16 protein-coding genes are annotated in these 16,825 nt (G+C 49.1%); 12 read left to right on the top strand and 4 right to left on the bottom strand.

Annotation, left to right across the window (positions count from 1 at the left end; all coding sequences use genetic code 11):
- Positions 1-409: 409 nt before the first annotated feature.
- Positions 410-1,120 carry a FadR/GntR family transcriptional regulator gene (locus AC3WTJ_RS37630; RefSeq protein WP_492526856.1) on the bottom strand — a complete coding sequence of 237 codons (711 nt, stop codon included), beginning with the start codon at positions 1,118-1,120 and terminating at the stop codon, positions 410-412.
- 132 nt (positions 1,121-1,252) lie between these two features.
- Here AC3WTJ_RS37630 and AC3WTJ_RS37635 point away from each other — a divergent pair, with 132 nt between their 5' ends.
- From AC3WTJ_RS37635 to AC3WTJ_RS37645, 3 genes are all read left to right on the top strand, one after another.
- Entirely contained in the window at positions 1,253-2,668 is a 1,416-nt protein-coding gene (locus AC3WTJ_RS37635) for an FAD-linked oxidase C-terminal domain-containing protein (protein ID WP_492526858.1), read from the top strand.
- Between the two features lie 61 nt (positions 2,669-2,729).
- Positions 2,730-3,989, top strand: a complete 1,260-nt coding sequence (locus tag AC3WTJ_RS37640) for a (Fe-S)-binding protein (protein ID WP_492526901.1) — start codon at positions 2,730-2,732, stop codon at positions 3,987-3,989.
- Positions 3,990-4,164: 175 nt separating this feature from the next.
- Positions 4,165-5,091, top strand: coding sequence for an NAD-dependent epimerase/dehydratase family protein (locus AC3WTJ_RS37645; protein WP_492526860.1), 927 nt, complete (start codon positions 4,165-4,167; stop codon positions 5,089-5,091).
- Between the two features lie 28 nt (positions 5,092-5,119).
- Here AC3WTJ_RS37645 and AC3WTJ_RS37650 read toward each other — a convergent pair whose 3' ends face one another.
- On the bottom strand, positions 5,120-5,983 hold the full coding sequence (locus tag AC3WTJ_RS37650; RefSeq protein ID WP_492526862.1) for a helix-turn-helix domain-containing protein: 864 nt from the start codon (positions 5,981-5,983) through the stop codon (positions 5,120-5,122).
- A 145-nt stretch (positions 5,984-6,128) separates the two neighbouring features.
- Here AC3WTJ_RS37650 and AC3WTJ_RS37655 point away from each other — a divergent pair, with 145 nt between their 5' ends.
- From AC3WTJ_RS37655 to AC3WTJ_RS37680, 6 genes are all read left to right on the top strand, one after another.
- Positions 6,129-6,959 (top strand): amidohydrolase family protein, encoded by an 831-nt coding sequence (locus tag AC3WTJ_RS37655; RefSeq protein ID WP_492526864.1) that lies wholly within the window; start codon positions 6,129-6,131, stop codon positions 6,957-6,959.
- Positions 6,956-7,900, top strand: a complete 945-nt coding sequence (locus AC3WTJ_RS37660; RefSeq protein ID WP_492526866.1) for an aldo/keto reductase — start codon at positions 6,956-6,958, stop codon at positions 7,898-7,900. Before AC3WTJ_RS37655 ends, AC3WTJ_RS37660 begins: the two co-directional genes overlap by 4 nt.
- 11 nt (positions 7,901-7,911) lie before the next feature.
- Entirely contained in the window at positions 7,912-8,925 is a 1,014-nt protein-coding gene (locus AC3WTJ_RS37665; RefSeq protein WP_492526868.1) for a zinc-binding alcohol dehydrogenase family protein, read from the top strand.
- A 193-nt stretch (positions 8,926-9,118) separates the two neighbouring features.
- Positions 9,119-11,149 carry a transketolase gene (gene tkt / locus AC3WTJ_RS37670; protein WP_492526870.1) on the top strand — a complete coding sequence of 677 codons (2,031 nt, stop codon included), beginning with the start codon at positions 9,119-9,121 and terminating at the stop codon, positions 11,147-11,149.
- Between the two features lie 31 nt (positions 11,150-11,180).
- Complete coding sequence (fsa, locus tag AC3WTJ_RS37675) at positions 11,181-11,837, top strand: fructose-6-phosphate aldolase (RefSeq protein WP_145669670.1); 657 nt, start codon at positions 11,181-11,183, stop codon at positions 11,835-11,837.
- A 114-nt stretch (positions 11,838-11,951) separates the two neighbouring features.
- Positions 11,952-12,443, top strand: coding sequence for a NanQ anomerase/TabA/YiaL family protein (locus AC3WTJ_RS37680; protein WP_492526872.1), 492 nt, complete (start codon positions 11,952-11,954; stop codon positions 12,441-12,443).
- A gap of 61 nt (positions 12,444-12,504) precedes the next feature.
- On the opposite strand, the gene AC3WTJ_RS37685 is transcribed toward AC3WTJ_RS37680, so the two are convergent.
- On the bottom strand, positions 12,505-13,902 hold the full coding sequence (locus AC3WTJ_RS37685) for an MATE family efflux transporter (protein WP_492526874.1): 1,398 nt from the start codon (positions 13,900-13,902) through the stop codon (positions 12,505-12,507).
- 66 nt (positions 13,903-13,968) lie between these two features.
- Positions 13,969-14,253, bottom strand: coding sequence for a DUF3817 domain-containing protein (locus AC3WTJ_RS37690; protein WP_157323862.1), 285 nt, complete (start codon positions 14,251-14,253; stop codon positions 13,969-13,971).
- A gap of 166 nt (positions 14,254-14,419) precedes the next feature.
- On the opposite strand from AC3WTJ_RS37690, the gene AC3WTJ_RS37695 reads away from it, so the two are divergent.
- The 3 genes from AC3WTJ_RS37695 (at position 14,420) to AC3WTJ_RS37705 (ending at position 16,817) form a co-directional block, all read left to right on the top strand.
- Positions 14,420-14,800: an ATPase gene (locus AC3WTJ_RS37695; RefSeq protein ID WP_315956230.1), complete on the top strand. Its 381-nt coding sequence runs from the start codon at positions 14,420-14,422 to the stop codon at positions 14,798-14,800.
- 138 nt (positions 14,801-14,938) lie between these two features.
- Positions 14,939-15,508, top strand: a complete 570-nt coding sequence (locus tag AC3WTJ_RS37700) for a TetR/AcrR family transcriptional regulator (protein ID WP_492526877.1) — start codon at positions 14,939-14,941, stop codon at positions 15,506-15,508.
- Positions 15,509-15,542: 34 nt separating this feature from the next.
- Positions 15,543-16,817, top strand: a complete 1,275-nt coding sequence (locus tag AC3WTJ_RS37705) for an HlyD family secretion protein (protein WP_492526879.1) — start codon at positions 15,543-15,545, stop codon at positions 16,815-16,817.
- Positions 16,818-16,825 lie beyond the last annotated feature (8 nt).

Here is a 16,825-nt window from a genome sequence, read left to right on the forward strand (position 1 = left end):
GTATGGCGGAATTGGCAGACGCACTAGACTTAGGATCTAGCGGGCGACCGTGGGGGTTCAAGTCCCTCTACGCGCATCACACAAGCAGGTAAGACCATTTTATGGTTTTACCTGCTTTTTTCTTGTATTTTCCTCCCGTAACGCAAGAAAACGCTCAACCCCTGCTACATTACATAAGCAGGAAAGAGCGTTTGCACTTAAACCAATATGAAAGAGGAACTAGAGGCCATTATTTCAATGAAAATAGGCCTATTAACCAGATTGGCGGAACTACAGGCCACTATTTTTCCAATTGGGACTACTATAAATCTTATTTCACAGAAATAAGGCCCTGTAGTTCCCCAACAGCACGCGAAGCCCCGTTTTCTCCGGAATAGCGGCTCGCTGTTCCCTTAAATCCAATCGAACATCAATCATTCGATGAATGTTTAGCCAATCGTTGAACAACCTGGTCCACCTTCTGTATATGCTGTGACATCCGGCCTGCCGCAAGGGCTTCGTCCCCGGCAGCGATAGCATCGACGATGTCACGATGCTCCTGTAAGAGCTTCTCGGCGGATGCGAGCTCCGCGAAAAACCACAAGCGGCGAGATGCCTTCATGCTCACCTGAAGCCTCTCCGTCAAAGACTCCATCATTCCGATCATGAGGGAATTATGAGAGGCTTTGGCGATTTCCAGGTGAAAGCGGATATCGGCTTGTTCACTAGCTTCCTCGTTGCCAAGGGAATGTTCCATCGACTGAAGAATGTCCCGAAGCTCCGCGAGATTAGCTTCCGTTCGTCTACTTGCGGCCAGCGATGCGCAGCCTACTTCGATGAATCTCCGCACTTCCTGCACTTCTTGCAGAGAGTCCCCTTGATCGAAGAGGGTCGCATTGTCCGCAGGCAGCGGGTTGCTCACGAAGGTGCCGCCGCCATGCCGGATATCTACCCATCCGATTGCTTTCAACCCGCTCAGTGCCTCGCGAATGGTCGATCGGCCGACTTGGAAGCTTGCAGCGAGCTCAACGACAGTCGGCAGCTTCGAACCTGGCGCATAGGTTCCTGACTCAATTTGCATCTTAATCTGCCCCATTACGATTTCCGAGCCTTTTTGCGGCCGTATCTGCTGAAATGCCATGCCAATTCCCCCATAAAAGATCTATACATCTATTCAATCATAAGCTAAAATAGAAGGAAAGTCATCTGATCACATGATCAATTATCAATCAATTATCAATGATAGTTATGAATAGTCCCATGGGAGGCTGCTATGCTCGATAACCAAATTAGACAACAACTGTTCGATATTGTAGGCGAAAAGTATTTTAAAGATGATATGGAATCTCTCGTTACCCACTCGTATGATGGAACACCAATGCTTCAGTCGTTGCCGGATGGCGTGATTTATCCTAAGGACACAGCGCAAGTATCCGCGATTATGAAGGTGTTGAATGAGCATCGCATTCCGCTAGTCAGCAGGGGTTCAGGTACGAATCTGTGTGGTGGGACCGTTCCCGTTCAAGGCGGCATTGTCATGGTCATGCACAGGATGAATGCAATCCTCGATATTGATATGCAGAATCTGACGGCAACCGTACAGCCGGGAATCATTACGAAGCAATTCATCGAGCATATTGAAAGTCTGGGTTTATTTTATCCACCAGATCCAAGTTCAATGGCAATCTCTACGATTGGCGGCAACATTGCAGAGTGCTCCGGAGGCCTGCGCGGTTTAAAATACGGCACCACCAAAGACTATGTGATCGGATTAGAATGCGTACTGGCAAACGGTGAAATCATGCGTACAGGCGGTAAGCTGATGAAGGACGTGGCCGGCTATGATTTGACGAAGCTGCTGATCGGTTCAGAAGGCACGCTCGCAATCGTTACGGAAGCAACGCTCAAATTGATTCCGCCTCCAAAATATAAGAAAACGATGCTGGCCATGTACAAAGATCTATACGGCGCAGCTCGTACGGTCTCCAAAATTATTGAAAACCGCATCATTCCAGCTACCTTGGAATTCATGGATAATCCAACGATCCGTGTCGTAGACGATTTTGCGAAGCTAGGCCTACCGCTGGATATGGCAGCAATCCTCTTAATTGAGCAGGATGGCGAGATGGAGATGGTGGAGCGCGACATTGCCCGTATCTCGGAAATTTGCCGTGAAGAACAAGCGGATGAAGTTAGCATTGCGAGCAATCAAGAGGAAGCGCTGAAGCTGTTAACGGCAAGAAGAAGCGCCTTCACGGCGCTTGCGCGTTTGCGTCCGACAACGATTCTGGAGGATGCGACGGTTCCACGCTCCAAAATCGCCGATATGGTGCTGGAGATTAACCGAATCGCCGAGAAGCATGGCGTGCAGATTTGTACGTTTGGGCATGCGGGAGACGGCAATCTTCACCCGACAGCTACAACGGATGCCAGGGATCATGATGAAATCCACCGTGTGGAGGCGGCTTTTGAGGAAATTTTCGAAGCGGCGATCCAGATGGGGGGAACGATTACAGGCGAGCACGGTGTTGGGCTGGTGAAAGCACCTTTCTTGGAATGGAAAGTAGGCAGCAGCGGCATTGCGATGATGAAAGGGATCAAAGACGTGTTCGACCCGCATCATCTCCTGAATCCCGGCAAAATGTTTGCCAAAGAATCCAGACGCAGGGTGGTGATCGACCGTGGCTAAAGGGGCAACTCTCCAGGAAACGTTAATCCAGAAGCTGGATTACAATCAATTGACGAACTGCATGCGCTGCGGCTTCTGCCTTCCCGTGTGTCCAACGTTTAAACAAACAGGCATCGAAGCTGAATCCCCGCGCGGGCGTATTTCCTTGATGAAAGCAGCCGTGGATGGCGTTATGGAGCCGGGCATTTCCTTCGAGGATCAAATGAATCACTGCTTGGGCTGCCGCGCGTGTGAGCCGGCTTGTCCTGCGGACGTGAAATACGGACAATTGATCGAGCAGGCCCGCGATGCGGTTGAAACCCATACGAAGCAGCATAGATGGTGGGTACGCGGTGTGCGCAAGGTGGTCTTCAAAGAGCTGTTCCCATCACAGCAAAAAATGCGGCTGTTAGGCTCAGGGATGCATTTTTATAAAAAATCAGGCCTGCAATCCGTTGTTCGAAAAACAGGCGTTGTCGGTTTATTTTCCAAACAACTTTCCGATATGGAGAAAATTCTTCCTGATGCATCCGGCAAGGGGATTACGCAGCTTCTCGGCACCTTCATCCCGGCCAAAGGCGAGAAAATTGCTACCGTCGGGATGTTCAGGGGTTGTTTGATGGATGTGATGTTCACCCAAACGAATATCAAAACCGTCAAGCTGCTGTCCGAAGCAGGCTTTGACGTTGTCATTCCAGAGACGCAGAACTGCTGCGGCGCTCTGCACGCGCATAGCGGCGAAAGCGACCAAGCCAAGATGCTGGCCAAAAATAACATCCGTGCTTTCCAGGAAGCCGGTGTGGACTATATTGTATCGAATGCCGGCGGTTGCGGCGCGATTCTAATCGAGTATGATCATTTGCTGCATGATGAGCCGGAATGGAAGGAATCCGCAGGTTGGTTCGCTGCGCGTGTGAAAGATATTTCAACGATTCTTGTGGAAAAAGGACGTCCGCTTCAATTCGCTGACAGCCAAACAGCTGCCGCTTCTACTCGGGTGACGTATCAGGATTCCTGCCATCTGCGCAATGTAATGAAAGGCAGCAATCCGTCCAGACAACTGTTGAAAGAAGTAGGCAACGTTACTTTTGTCGAAATGAAAGATGCGGGCTCTTGCTGTGGATCTGCCGGTATTTATAACGTAACGCAGCCGGAAATGGCGAATCAGATTTTGGAAGATAAAATGGTCAACGCCAACGCCACGGAAGCTAGATATTTGGTGACAAGCAACCCTGGCTGTCTGCTGCAAATGAAGCTCGGCATCGATAAACATGGACAAAAAGGTAAGATGGAAGCCGTCCATATTGCGGACTTTTTATATGATCGCGTTGTAAAACATTAAGGTTATTGCTCAGCAGGCCGCTCTCGTAAGAGGGTGGCTATTTTTTTGTCCATTCACGCCACTTCCCCTGCATTTTTTTGGTAAAATAGAAGGGTTAGAGTTAGACTAAACGGAAAAGATGTCATTTGAACTTAATCTTCGTTGTTTACGTTAGTTGTAAGAGAGGAGTATCTACGTGAACATTTTAGTTACCGGAGGAGCCGGTTTTATTGGATCACAGATTGTCGATGACCTGCTTCAGGAGGGGCATGACGTGCATATCTTTGATAATTTAACTACGGGGCGATTGGCGTATGTGAATGCAAAAGCTGTTTTCCATCATGGTGATTTACTGGATGGCAAAAGGCTTGCCGAGGTATTCGCTGCTTCCCGTCCGGAAGTTGTCATTCATCACGCGGCGCAAATCGATGTTCAGACATCGCTTATCGATCCTTTGTTGGATGCAAAAATCAACATCTTAGGGACAATTGATCTGCTGGAGCAGTGCAGAGAGCATGGTGTTCGGAAATTAACTTATGCTTCCTCTGCTGCGGTCTACGGGACTCCCCAATATCTGAGCGTGGACGAAGCGCATCCGGTCAAGCCGCTATCCTTCTATGGTATTTCCAAGCATACGCCGGAACATTATATAGAAAGTTTTGCATTGCTCTATGGGATGGATTACACCATTCTGCGGTATGCGAATGTATATGGCATTAGGCAGGATCCCAAGGGTGAGGGCGGAGTTGTTGCTATTTTTATGGACAAGCTGCTGGACGGTAAGCAGCCGATCATTTATGGCGACGGGGAGCAAACGCGGGATTTCATTTATGTCCAAGACATTGTGAGTGCAAATAGGGCCGCCCTGTATAAAGGCAGCCGTGGCATTTACAATATTAGTTGCAATGAACAAACAAGTGTCAACGAGCTTCTGAAGGAAATGTGCTCGATCTGCGGAAGCAGCTTTAATCCAGCTTACGAGGCTGCTCGTACCGGTGACATCGTTCACAGCCGTTTAGACAATCGAGCAGCGCTTAACGATCTCGGGTGGAGCCCTATTTTTACGCTTAGAGACGGTTTGGGGGCGACATTTGCCTATTATAAAACGCAATATCAAGTATGAACGTTGCCATTAGTTCACTTTTTTCGGTTTATCGGATGCTCTTTCTTGCCGCTGCCGGTGTTATGCCCAACACTCTTTTGAACATGGCGTGAAAATGGGGAAGGCTTTCGAAGCCGCAGAGCTCCGCGATATGATGAATGTTGACATCACTTCCAGACAGCAGCTGTCTAGCGCGAATAATCCGTTTGGTTATCAGGTAGGCCGTCACGTTCATCCCGATCAACTGTTTGAATACGCGGCTGAAATGAGCGGGCGAGACGGAGGCTTGTTTCGAAAGCGTTTGGAGCCCGATATCTTCGCAGAAATGCTCATCGATATAAAGCAGCACATCTCTCATCCAGACGGGAGCGACAAGGGGATCTCCTGTATTGAATGTATGGCCAGAGGCCACATCACGCCGTATAAAAAGCAGCAGCTGAAGCAATTGGACATAGATGGCTTGCCGAAACCCAGGTCCCTCGTGCTTAAATTCGTGCTGGATGGACTCCAGATAGTGCTCGAGGGGCTGTCTTTGCGGAAGCAGCGTTTCCAGCCTGTACTGGCGGAGCTCGACGGCCTGCTCAAAGCTGTGCAAATAGGAGTACGATTCTCCGAATTGCGGTGCTTGAACGAAGCTTGAACTGAAATACACGGCCGTTGAAGTCACAGGGTTTTCTTTATCTGGAGTCGCGCGGTGAATGATATTGCCCGGAATAAGAAAAATGTCTCCGGCTCTCATTTCATAAAAGGTGTGATCGATGAACATCGTACCCTTGCCGCGGTACACATAAACAATTTCATACCAGTCGTGGAAATGGTCAGGGAGCTCGCTTTGCGAGCTTTTTGTGTTTTTAAAGGCATAGGAGAACGGAAAGGTTTCATGGTTATCGAAAACTTTGTGAATAGGATGCATGTCGTCTGCTCCTTTCCTTTCATTGTCCTCTTATGATATCAAAAAACCGTATAAATGTGCTAGAAATCATTATTTTATAGTTTAGAAATGCTGTTAAAATAAAAGAAAGCGATATCAAAATAGGAAATAAAGAAGGAGAAGCGCCATGCGAATTGATGCCCACCAGCACTATTGGCGAATAGACCGCGGGGATTACGGATGGATTGGTCCAGAGCTGCCGATCCTGAATCGGGATTATGGCCCAAGCGATTTGGAACCGCACCTGAGGGAGCATAACCTGAATGCTACGATCGTTGTCCAAGCGGCGCAGACTCTGGAAGAAACGGCCTATCTGCTGTCATTAAGCGATGAATCCGAGACTATTGCAGGGGTGGTAGGTTGGCTTGATCTCAACGATCCGGACTTCCTGCATCACTATCAACGTTTTTGCAAGCATCCCAAGTATGTGGGCTTTCGAGTCATGATTCAAGAAATGCCGGATGCGAACCGAATTCTGGAGCCTCATTTTATTGAGGCGCTGCGATATTTTGCCGAGCAGGATGTGCCGGTCGATTTGCTTGTCGTGTCCCATCAATTAACGCCGGTTATTGAGCTGCTCGATCAGGTTCCCGGTTTACGTGCGGTTATCGATCATATCGCGAAGCCGCGGATTGCGGATGGCGTTCTGGAACCTTGGAAAAGCCAGATGGCGGATATTGCCAAGCATCCCAAAGTGTATTGCAAGCTCTCGGGTATGGTGACGGAAGCGGATCTCGGCCATTGGAAGAAAGAAGATTTTACTGCGTATATCCAGCATGCTCTAGAGGTGTTCGGGATTGACCGTGTGATGTTCGGCAGCGACTGGCCTGTATGCTTGTTGGCGGCTAGCTACGAGGAAGTTGTCGATGTACTAACCCATTCGTTACCGGAAACTTGGACACAGCACGAGAATGACCGTCTATTTGGATTAAATGCAAAGGGGTTTTATAAGTTATGAAATATCGTAAATTAGGCAAAACAGGACTGGACGTCTCTGTCTTGAGTTTCGGCGCTTCCTCTCTCGGCTCTGTTTTCCGTGAAACCAATGAGGAAGAAAGCGTCCGGACTGTCCATACGGCGGTTGATTTGGGTATCAATCTGATCGATGTGTCCCCGTATTACGGGTTAACCAAAGCGGAAACTGTATTGGGCAAAGCTATCGCACAAATGGACAGACAACGCTTTATTTTGACGACAAAGGCCGGTCGTTACGGGGATGCGGAGTTTGATTTTTCAAAGGAACGAATTATCCGAAGTGTAGATGAAAGCTTAAAACGGCTGCAAACGGATTATATCGATATTTTATATTTGCATGATATTGAATTCGCGGCTTTCGATGAGATTGTTGAAGAAGGGTTCCCAGCGTTGGATGCTTTGAAACAATCGGGAAAAATCCGATATTTCGGCGTATCTGGACTACCGTTAACTGTATTTGAGAAATCGCTGGCTGTTAAAGAGATGGATTCCGTATTGTCCTATTGTCATTATGCATTGAATGATACGTCCTTGTTGGATGTACTCCCATTGCTTGAGCACCACCAGATCGGATTGGTCAATGCTTCACCTCTCTCCATGGGCCTGCTGAGTACTAGACCTGCTGCAGATTGGCATCCGGCGCCAGCTGATATTCGAAGGATCTGTAAGGAGGCGGCGGAATTCTGCGCGAGCAGAGGCTTGGACATTGCCAAATTGGCGGTGCAATATGCGACTGCGAATGAGCGGATTCCTACGACGCTGATCAGCACGGCGAGTCCCGAGAACATCAGCAAGAATATAGCATGGACAGATGAGCCGATGGATACCGAGCTGCTGCAAGAAGTTTTGGACATTTTGAAGCCGATTCACAATAAGTCATGGGTTAGTGGAAGACCTGAATATAACGAGAAAACCTACGTATAGGAGGGAACACATTGAAAGCGATCGTATGTGAACAGGTTGAACAGTTTAATTTTGTTGAGATGCAGGAGCCAGAAGTGAGAGCGGGGGAAGCCATCGTTCGTATCAAAAGAATCGGGATCTGCGGGACGGATTTGCACGCCTACAAAGGGAATCAGCCATTTTTCAGTTATCCGCGCGTATTGGGCCATGAACTTTCCGGGTATGTAGAGGAAATTGGTGAAGGTGTGACGGGATTGCAGGCCGGCGACCAAGTCAGTATCGTCCCCTATTTGCATTGCGGGACATGTATTGCTTGCCGCCGTGGGAATACGAACTGCTGCACCGATATGAAAGTGCTGGGCGTGCATACGGATGGAGGAATGAGAGAGCTGATTTCCGTCCCCGCCAGCCATCTCATTAAGACCGATGGGCTCACGCTCGATGAAGCAGCTATGCTGGAGCCGCTTAGCATCGGTGCTCACGCTGTGCGGAGATCCGGGCTTCGCGCCGGCGAAACGGTGCTCGTCATTGGAGCAGGACCCATCGGGCTTGGCGTCATGGTCCTGGCGAAGCAATTTGGCGCTAAGGTCATCGCCATGGATATCAATGACGAGCGCTTGGCGTTTTGCCGCAAGTGGGCAGGCGTCGATCATACCGTGAATGCGTTGCAGCAGCCGAAGGAGCAGCTCGCTGAGCTCACGAATGGCGATATGCCCACAATTGTCTTCGATGCGACAGGGAACGCACGTTCTATGACGGACGCCTTTGGACTTGTCGCGCACAGCGGCAAGCTCGTGTATGTTGGCCTCGTGAAGGCGGACCTCACCTTCCATGATCCCGAGTTTCACAAACGGGAGCTGACATTGATGGGCAGCCGCAACGCGACGATGGAAGATTTCGATACTGTACGTGAAGCGATGCGTAATGGCGTCATCGACATCGAGAGTTATATCACACATCGTGCTGACTTCGAGGATATGATCGGACAGTTTGAGACTTGGCTCAAGCCAGAGTCCAAGGTGATTAAAGCGATCGTTTGTTTATAAGATGAGGTGCGCTCTACTGCTTGTATGCAGGTAGGCGCGCCTTTTGCTTTTATCCAGCTAACAAAAGATCATGAGGGCAACGTATAGACACCTTCTATAGCAAGTATCGAAACTATCGATTTTTTTAATGCTCTGACTATCCTTATAATAGAGATATGCAGCACCACAAAAGAAAGAGATGGAGGGAAAACTGTTGAAACAGACAACTGTTGGTATTGAAGAATTAAGCATCAACGCCATTCGCACACTAACGATTGACGCTGTCGAGAAAGCCGCAATGGGTCATCCCGGTATGCCGATGGGTGCCGCTCCGATGGCCTATGCCCTATGGACTCAGCACCTCAAACATAATCCTGCCGATGCCAAATGGGTAGACCGCGACCGCTTCGTTCTTTCGGCGGGACACGGATCGATGCTGTTATACAGCTTGCTACACTTAAGCGGCTATGGCCTGACATTAGATGATATCAAAGAATTTCGCCAATGGGGAAGCCTTACGCCAGGACATCCGGAATACGGTCACACAGTTGGTGTAGAAGCAACTACCGGACCACTTGGTCAAGGTGTGGCGATGGCCGTCGGTATAGCGATGGCTGAAGCACATCAAGCTGCGGTATATAACAAACCAAATTTCCCGATTGTCGATCATTATACGTATGCCATTTGCGGTGACGGCGATCTCATGGAAGGTGTTTCCTCAGAGGCTGCGTCCTTAGCAGGCCACTTAAAATTGGGTAAACTAATCGTGCTTTATGATTCTAACGACATCTCACTTGACGGAGAATTGAACATGTCATTCTCCGAGAACGTTCGTACTCGAATAGAATCCTATGGCTGGCAATACTTGCGCGTGGAAGAGCAAAATAATGTCGAAGCGATTTCCGCTGCAATCGCAGAAGGTAAGGCAGATACTAGCCGCCCGACGCTGATTGAGATCAAAACAACCATCGGTTACGGGTCACCGAACAAAGCGGGCAAAGGCGGCCACGGCGGTACGCACGGCTCACCGCTTGGCAAAGAAGAGCTGCTTCTTACTAAACAGGCGCTGGGTTGGCCTCTGGAGCCGGATTTCTATGTGCCGGCTGAAGTCTACGAGCATTTCGCACATTACAAAGCGTTGGGCGCGAAGGCTCAAAACAGCTGGGAGCAGCTGTGGAACAGCTACCAAGCTGCTTATCCCGAGCTCGCCAAGCAATTCGAGCTCGCAAGCAGCGGCAACCTTCCGGCGGATTGGAACGACGATGTGCCGCGCTTTACACCGGAGAGCGGCGCGATCTCGACGCGCACGGCGTCCGGTAAAGTGCTTAACGGCCTGGCGAAGCGGGTTCCTCAGCTCGTTGGCGGTTCCGCCGATCTGGCGAGCTCCAACTTCACCATGCTGAACGACGACGCGGCATTCAGCGCCGCGAACTACAGCGGCCGCAACTTCTGGTTCGGCGTCCGGGAATTCGCCATGGGCGCAGCTCTGAACGGCATGCTGCTGCATGGCGGATTAAGAGCCTTCGGAGGCACGTTCCTCGTGTTCAGCGATTACTTGCGCGGCGCGATCCGCTTGTCCGCTCTGATGAAGCTTCCTGTTGCGTATGTCTTCACGCACGACAGCATCGCCGTCGGTGAGGATGGCCCGACGCACCAACCGATCGAGCAGATCCCATCCTTGCGGATGATACCGGATCTGACGTTGTTCCGTCCTGCGGACGCGAATGAGACGGCTGCGGCTTGGGAGTATGTCCTCCAAGCGCAAGAAGGTCCTTTCGTCTTCGCGTTGTCCCGTCAGAACTTGCCGGTGCTGCCTGGCACGGATCAACTTGCTTACGCTCATATCGGGCAAGGCGCTTATGTGCTGGCTGAGGCTGCACCTGGTGCTGTGCCGGATGTTCAGCTCATTGCAACAGGCTCCGAAGTTAGCTTAGCACTTGACGTGAAGAAGCAGTTGGCGCAATATGGTATTGGAGCAAATGTCATTTCCATGCCAAGCCGTGAGCTGTTTGAGCAGCAATCTTTGGACGTGCAGCAGGCGGTTCTTAATCCGAAAGTGAAAGCTAATGTCGTCATTGAGATGGCATATCCTGCTGGATGGGAAGAGATTACGGGTGGCGAAGGTTTTGTCGTGGGGATCCGGAAATTCGGAGCATCCGCGAAGGCAGACCGCGTAATTCGTGAATATGGTTTTACCGCAGAAGCAATCGTACAACAAATTAGACAGAAGTATTTCCAAGATTAACCCAAAACGGGAGAAAAGGCAGGGATACACTATGAAATTGTTTATCGACACAGCCAATGTAGAAGAAATTCGTAAAGCTCACGCGTTAGGTGTTGTTGCAGGGGTAACGACAAATCCTTCCCTTATTGCCAAAGAAGGCAGAGACTTCTTCGAAACGGTACAAGAAATCGTTTCTATCGTAGGCGATGTTCCAATTAGCGCAGAAGTTGTTTCCTTGAAAGCAGATGAAATGGTCGAGCAAGGCAAGAAATTGGCTAAAATTAGCCCGAACATTGTCATCAAGCTGCCAATGACCCTTGATGGTCTTCAAGCGACTAGCGTATTCAGATCCCTTGGGATTCCGACGAATGTGACGTTGATCTTCTCCTCGACGCAAGCCCTGCTGGCTGCTCGCGCAGGTGCAACCTTCGTTTCACCATTTATCGGACGTTTGGATGATATTAACCAAGTCGGGATGAACCTGATTAAAGAAATCAGCCAAATTTTCCAAGTGCATAACATTAAATCCGAAATTATCGCTGCCAGCGTTCGTCACTCCGCACACGTGATTGAAGCCGCGCTTGCAGGGTCACATATTGCAACAGTGCCTTACAAAGTTATCGAGTCCATGAGCAAACATCCCCTTACTGATGCGGGTATCGAGAAGTTTCTGGCCGACTGGGAAGGCGCAAACCAAAAAACGTTCTAATAGCCCTAGAGTAGAAAGATTCGCTTTGTATAAAGCGAGTCTTTTTTCTCGTTATAGGCTATAGTATTTATAGGCATTCTACTCTATTTCAGGTTATAGAAAAGGAGAGTTCAAATGATTATTAGCGATTTGAAGCAATTCGAACAAGAGCGTCATTTGTGGCCCGCGGCGATCGGGCGGGGGATCGATTACATTTTGAACCGTAATCTTGGCGAAATGGAAGCTGGCAGATACGATTTGGAAGGGGACAACGGCCATCTGATGTTTGCTAATGTGCAGGAAGTCGTCACCCGTCCTGCTGAGGAACAACTGCCGGAATCTCACGTTGTGTACACGGATATTCAGTTCCTTGTCAGCGGCGAAGAGAAGCTTTGTTTCTATAAAGTGCATCCGGATGCCAAAATCATCGATAACAAATTCGATACGCATGATGTCGCTTTTTATGAAACGGATCCTGCTCAGCTGGAGACAGGCATATTGTTGACGCCAGGCATGTTCGCAGTATGTTTCCCTTCGGATATTCACCGTCCGAACTGCTTGATCACGGAGGCTAGTGCTAACAAGAAAATCGTTGTGAAAGTACATAAAGATTTACTGCAGCTTTAAAATATAGCAAAGAGACTATCCCGTAAGGTCCGCGATGACCTGGGATAGTCTCTTTCGTATACTAAGCCTTAGCCGGAATCATTCTAGCTTGTCTCCACTTACCAAGCTGATAGTAAATCACATTCAGCGTCATAGCCACAGTGAAGCTGACGGGGAAACTCCACCAAATTACGTCAAAGCCGTACTTGTGGGAAAGCACCGTGGCGAGTGGGATACGCACAAGCAGCAGTGCGATGAACGCCACTACGAGCGGGAATACCACGGAACCAGCGGAACGAACGACGCCTGCAACGACATTAAATACACCGAAAATAATAAACGACCACAACGTTAAATTATTGATGTGAACCCCGAGCGCAATCGCGGACCCTTCCGGCGGAAGAAACAGCGAGACGACTTCTCGGTTGAACAACGTCAGCACAACGACGATCAGGCCCGTCATCAAAATGTTGACGGCTACACCGGTCCACGTAATGCGGTTCACTCGGCCCCACAAGCCTGCGCCGATGTTCTGTGCGGCCATGGAGGTAACGGCTCCGCCGATCGCCATCGCCGGCATTTGCACATAACTGGAGATTTGCATGGCGACTCCAAAAGCAGCCGTCGATTCAGATCCATACGAATTTACGAGATGAACGAGCAACAGATTGCTGATAGAAACGACGACCATGTTTAATCCCATAGGCACCCCTTTTTGAATCAAGGTGCGAATGATCGCCCAATTGATGCGCAGGAGCGGGAGATCTTCTTTGGTAATCCGCAGAAAATATTTTTTACGGTACAAATATACAATGAGCAGCACGAAGCTGATCAATTGCGCAATAAAGGTGGCAACCGCTGAGCCGGCAATGCCCATTTTCGGAAAAGGCTCGATCCCGTCAATTAAGAGCGGATTCAGGATGACATCCAATATCGCGGATAAAAGCAAGAAATAGAACGGCGTTTTGGCATCACCAGAGCCGCGTAATATGGCCATGATCAGGTTGAATCCAAACATAAACGGAACGCCGGCAAACAAAATCCGTGTATAGACAACCGCGAGGTCCTTCACATCCGGCGGTGTATTCATCCAAGTTAGAATGGTTGAGGAGAATAGTAATCCGAACGCGGCAACAAGAATAGAAAGAATAAAAAAGAAAACAGTGCTGGTGCCGACGACTTTTTTGGCTTCGTGCGTTTTTTTCGCACCGAGATTTTGACCGATTAAAATAACGGCAGCCATCGCAAACCCGAAGATCGAGCTGATTAAAAAGAACATAATGATGTTGGCATTCGATGTCGCCGCAAGGCCGCCTTCACCGAGATATTTGCCGATCCATACGGCATTGATAGAACCGTTAAGTGTCTGAAGCACGTTGCCTAATAGAATCGGTAATGAAAATAAAATTAACGTTTTGGCAATAGGGCCTTCCGTTAAGGAAGGTCGTGCTTTTGCTGGGGTGTCCCCGTTTCCACGCATGATAGCCTCCTGATCTTTCTGACTTATTTATTATGTAATTCTTGTTCAGTAAAGCAGTTCCTTTCTTTATTTCGCAATTCGGCGCTCCAGAATAAAAGGACCAAAAGGAATGAAGGCAGCCAGGAAAGCCCCCAACACTCGCCAAATCGACCAGCGATGCATGAGTGTGACCCAAGCAATGGAGATCAGATAGAGCACAAAGAGAAACCCGTGCGCCATCCCCACAAACTTAACGGCCTGCGGAAGGTCGAGCGCGTATTTGAGAGGCATAGCAATGCCCAATAAGATCAGAAAGGAAATTCCTTCAGCCCTCCCAACATAGCGTAGGGTGTTTAGTGATTGTTTTAGCAATATGTACAGCTCCTTTAGAGATAAGATTTGTAGAATCACATCTATTTTAAACCAGAAATGTGTAGGGAGTATGAACAAAACGTTTCAATTGGACACAACCTAGTTTTTTTAGTAGGATAATAGGAATAGCTGAATAATAGCTTCATAGAGGTAGGGGGAAAATCAGATGCTTCGACTTGGTGAGAGAGTCATCGTCATTGGGGATAGTTTGGAACAAAACCTGCCGATTGGCGGATATGGATATATCATTGCTTACGACCGCAATAACGATAATATTTTCGATTACGTCATTCGAGTTCCCAAAGATAATAAACACTATTATGTGCCGGCAATCGATATAGAGTTGGAAGAAGTGCTTCTTCATGAGGAAGCGGCTCGCGTCGAGAAAGAAGCGTTGATTGATTTTGCGCTGGCCACAAAAAATGAAGAGCTGTTCCGGAGAGTCATGAACGGTGAGGCAAGTCCGGAGCCGGAAAAAGAACGGGACAAAGAAGTGCAGTCCAGAGAAGAATTTATTAAACAAATCGGCTTGAAAGCCTGGATTTAATACACCATATCGTGAGAAACCCGCTAAATCGGCGGGTTTTTTCTTTTTCTTAAGAGGTTGTTGATAAAATCGGTAAATGGTGGTACATTAATATCCGAACATAAAACTGTTTTAGTATTTTAGTTCTGAGGTGAGCGTATGGATGCCAAAAAACAATTAATTATGGAATCTGCCAAGAAATCTTTTTCCCATTTCGGGTACAAAGGCACAACGATGGATCAGATCGCCAAAATTGCCGGTGTAGGCAAGGCGACGATTTATTCGTTTTTTGCCAATAAAGAAGAGCTGCTGCACGACATTATCCAGTCGTTGATCACGGAAATGAAAACAGTCGCCGAGAAAGCGATCACGGAAGGGGCAACGCCCTTCGAGAAGATTCATGGAGCGTTGTATGAGATTCTCGTTTTCCGCAAAGAGCATGAGCTGCTCATTCAACTATCCCACGAGGTGCAGCAATTTGGCAGCCCGGTTACGATTGAAGCGATGGCCAGCATTGAGACGGAGGTCGTTCAGTTTATCTCTGAACATATTGAACGTGCGATACATAATGGTTCAATGAAAAATTGTGAGCCGAAAATGACGGCTTTTATCCTATTTAAGCTGTATGTTGCTTTAGTGTTCGATTGGGAAAAGCAGAATGAGCCTCTAACTGATGAGCGGATTCTGAAGCTGCTACAGATCTACTTTGGCAATTTCATTAACGATTAATTTTTATTTTAGTATTTTGTGGAGGGATTTTTTTATGCGTTTTATTCGACCAATGGTTTATTCCGTGATGGCGGTTGTTATCGGCACAAGTGCCTTCTTGCTAACGGCGAAATCAGCTAGGAGTCAAACGGATGCTGTGAATCAAGTGCACCCTACGGCTTATATAGAAACAAACGAAGTGAGCGCGAGTTTTAAAGTAGGCGGCAGAGTCACTGAGGTCCTCGTGAAGGAAGGGGAAGCTGTGAAAAAAGGGCAGGTGCTCGCCCGTCTGCAAAGCGCCGAGATCGAAGCGAAGGTCGCGCAGGCCAAAGCGGCCGTCGCCCTCGCGCAAGGCAAAATTGCCGAAGCGCAGGGCGCAACGGCTACCGCGGTAGCGAAGAAGCAGCAGGGCATTGCAGGCGTGAACGTAACGGCGGACACGGCTGAGCAGCAGGTCGCACAAGCCCATGCTGCGGTGAACGCTGCCCAAGCGAAAGTGGATGCGCTGAAGAACGGCGCACGCCCTGAGGAGAAGAAGCAGGCCGAGATTCAATTCCAAGCGGCTTCGGAAGTGTACACGATTGCCGAGCAGAATTTGAATCGGATGACTGCGATGCTGGAGCAGGGTCTTGTCTCGCAAGCGGACGTAGACAAGGTGAAGGTCAGCTTCGAGGAAGCGAAGACCAAGCGCGATCTGGCGCAGCAGCAGCTGAACATGGCGAACCAAGGCCCGCGGGAAGAAGAGATTCGCGGAGCGGAAGCTTTGCTGGAGCAGGCGCAAGCATCCTTGAAGCTCGCTGAAGCTAACCGCGGGATGGTGCAGGTGCGACAAGGCGATGTCGCAGCGGCAGAAGCCGCCGTGCAGCAAGCGCAAGGCGCGGTTAAATCCGCGCAGTCCGGCGAGCAGCAAGCCCAAGCCGCGCAGCTGGAAGCCGAGACCTATTTGAGCTATACCGAGCTGCTTGCTCCGACGGATGGTGTAGTCTTGTATCAATCCGCCCAAGTTGGCGAGATTGTTGGCTCTGGCTTCCCTGTTTTTTCGATGGAGTCTACGGAGCAGCGCTGGGCTAAGTTTTACTTGCCGGAGACGGCGATTACAGGACTCAAGGCGGGAAACAAAATCAGCATGACCATGTTATCGACGGGCGAGAATGTCGTAGGTACCGTTATATCTGTGGCGGCAGCGCCTGATTTTGCCATCAAAAAAGCAACACAAACCTCAGGTGAAACAGATATCCGCTCCTTTGGGATCAAAATCGAGCTGAGCACCTTGCCGGACACAGCCACAACCGGCATGACCTTGCAGTGGAATGGTAAAACGGAAGGATGATGAAAGAG

Source organism: Paenibacillus sp. FW101-FHT12H11 (genome assembly GCF_058790355.1).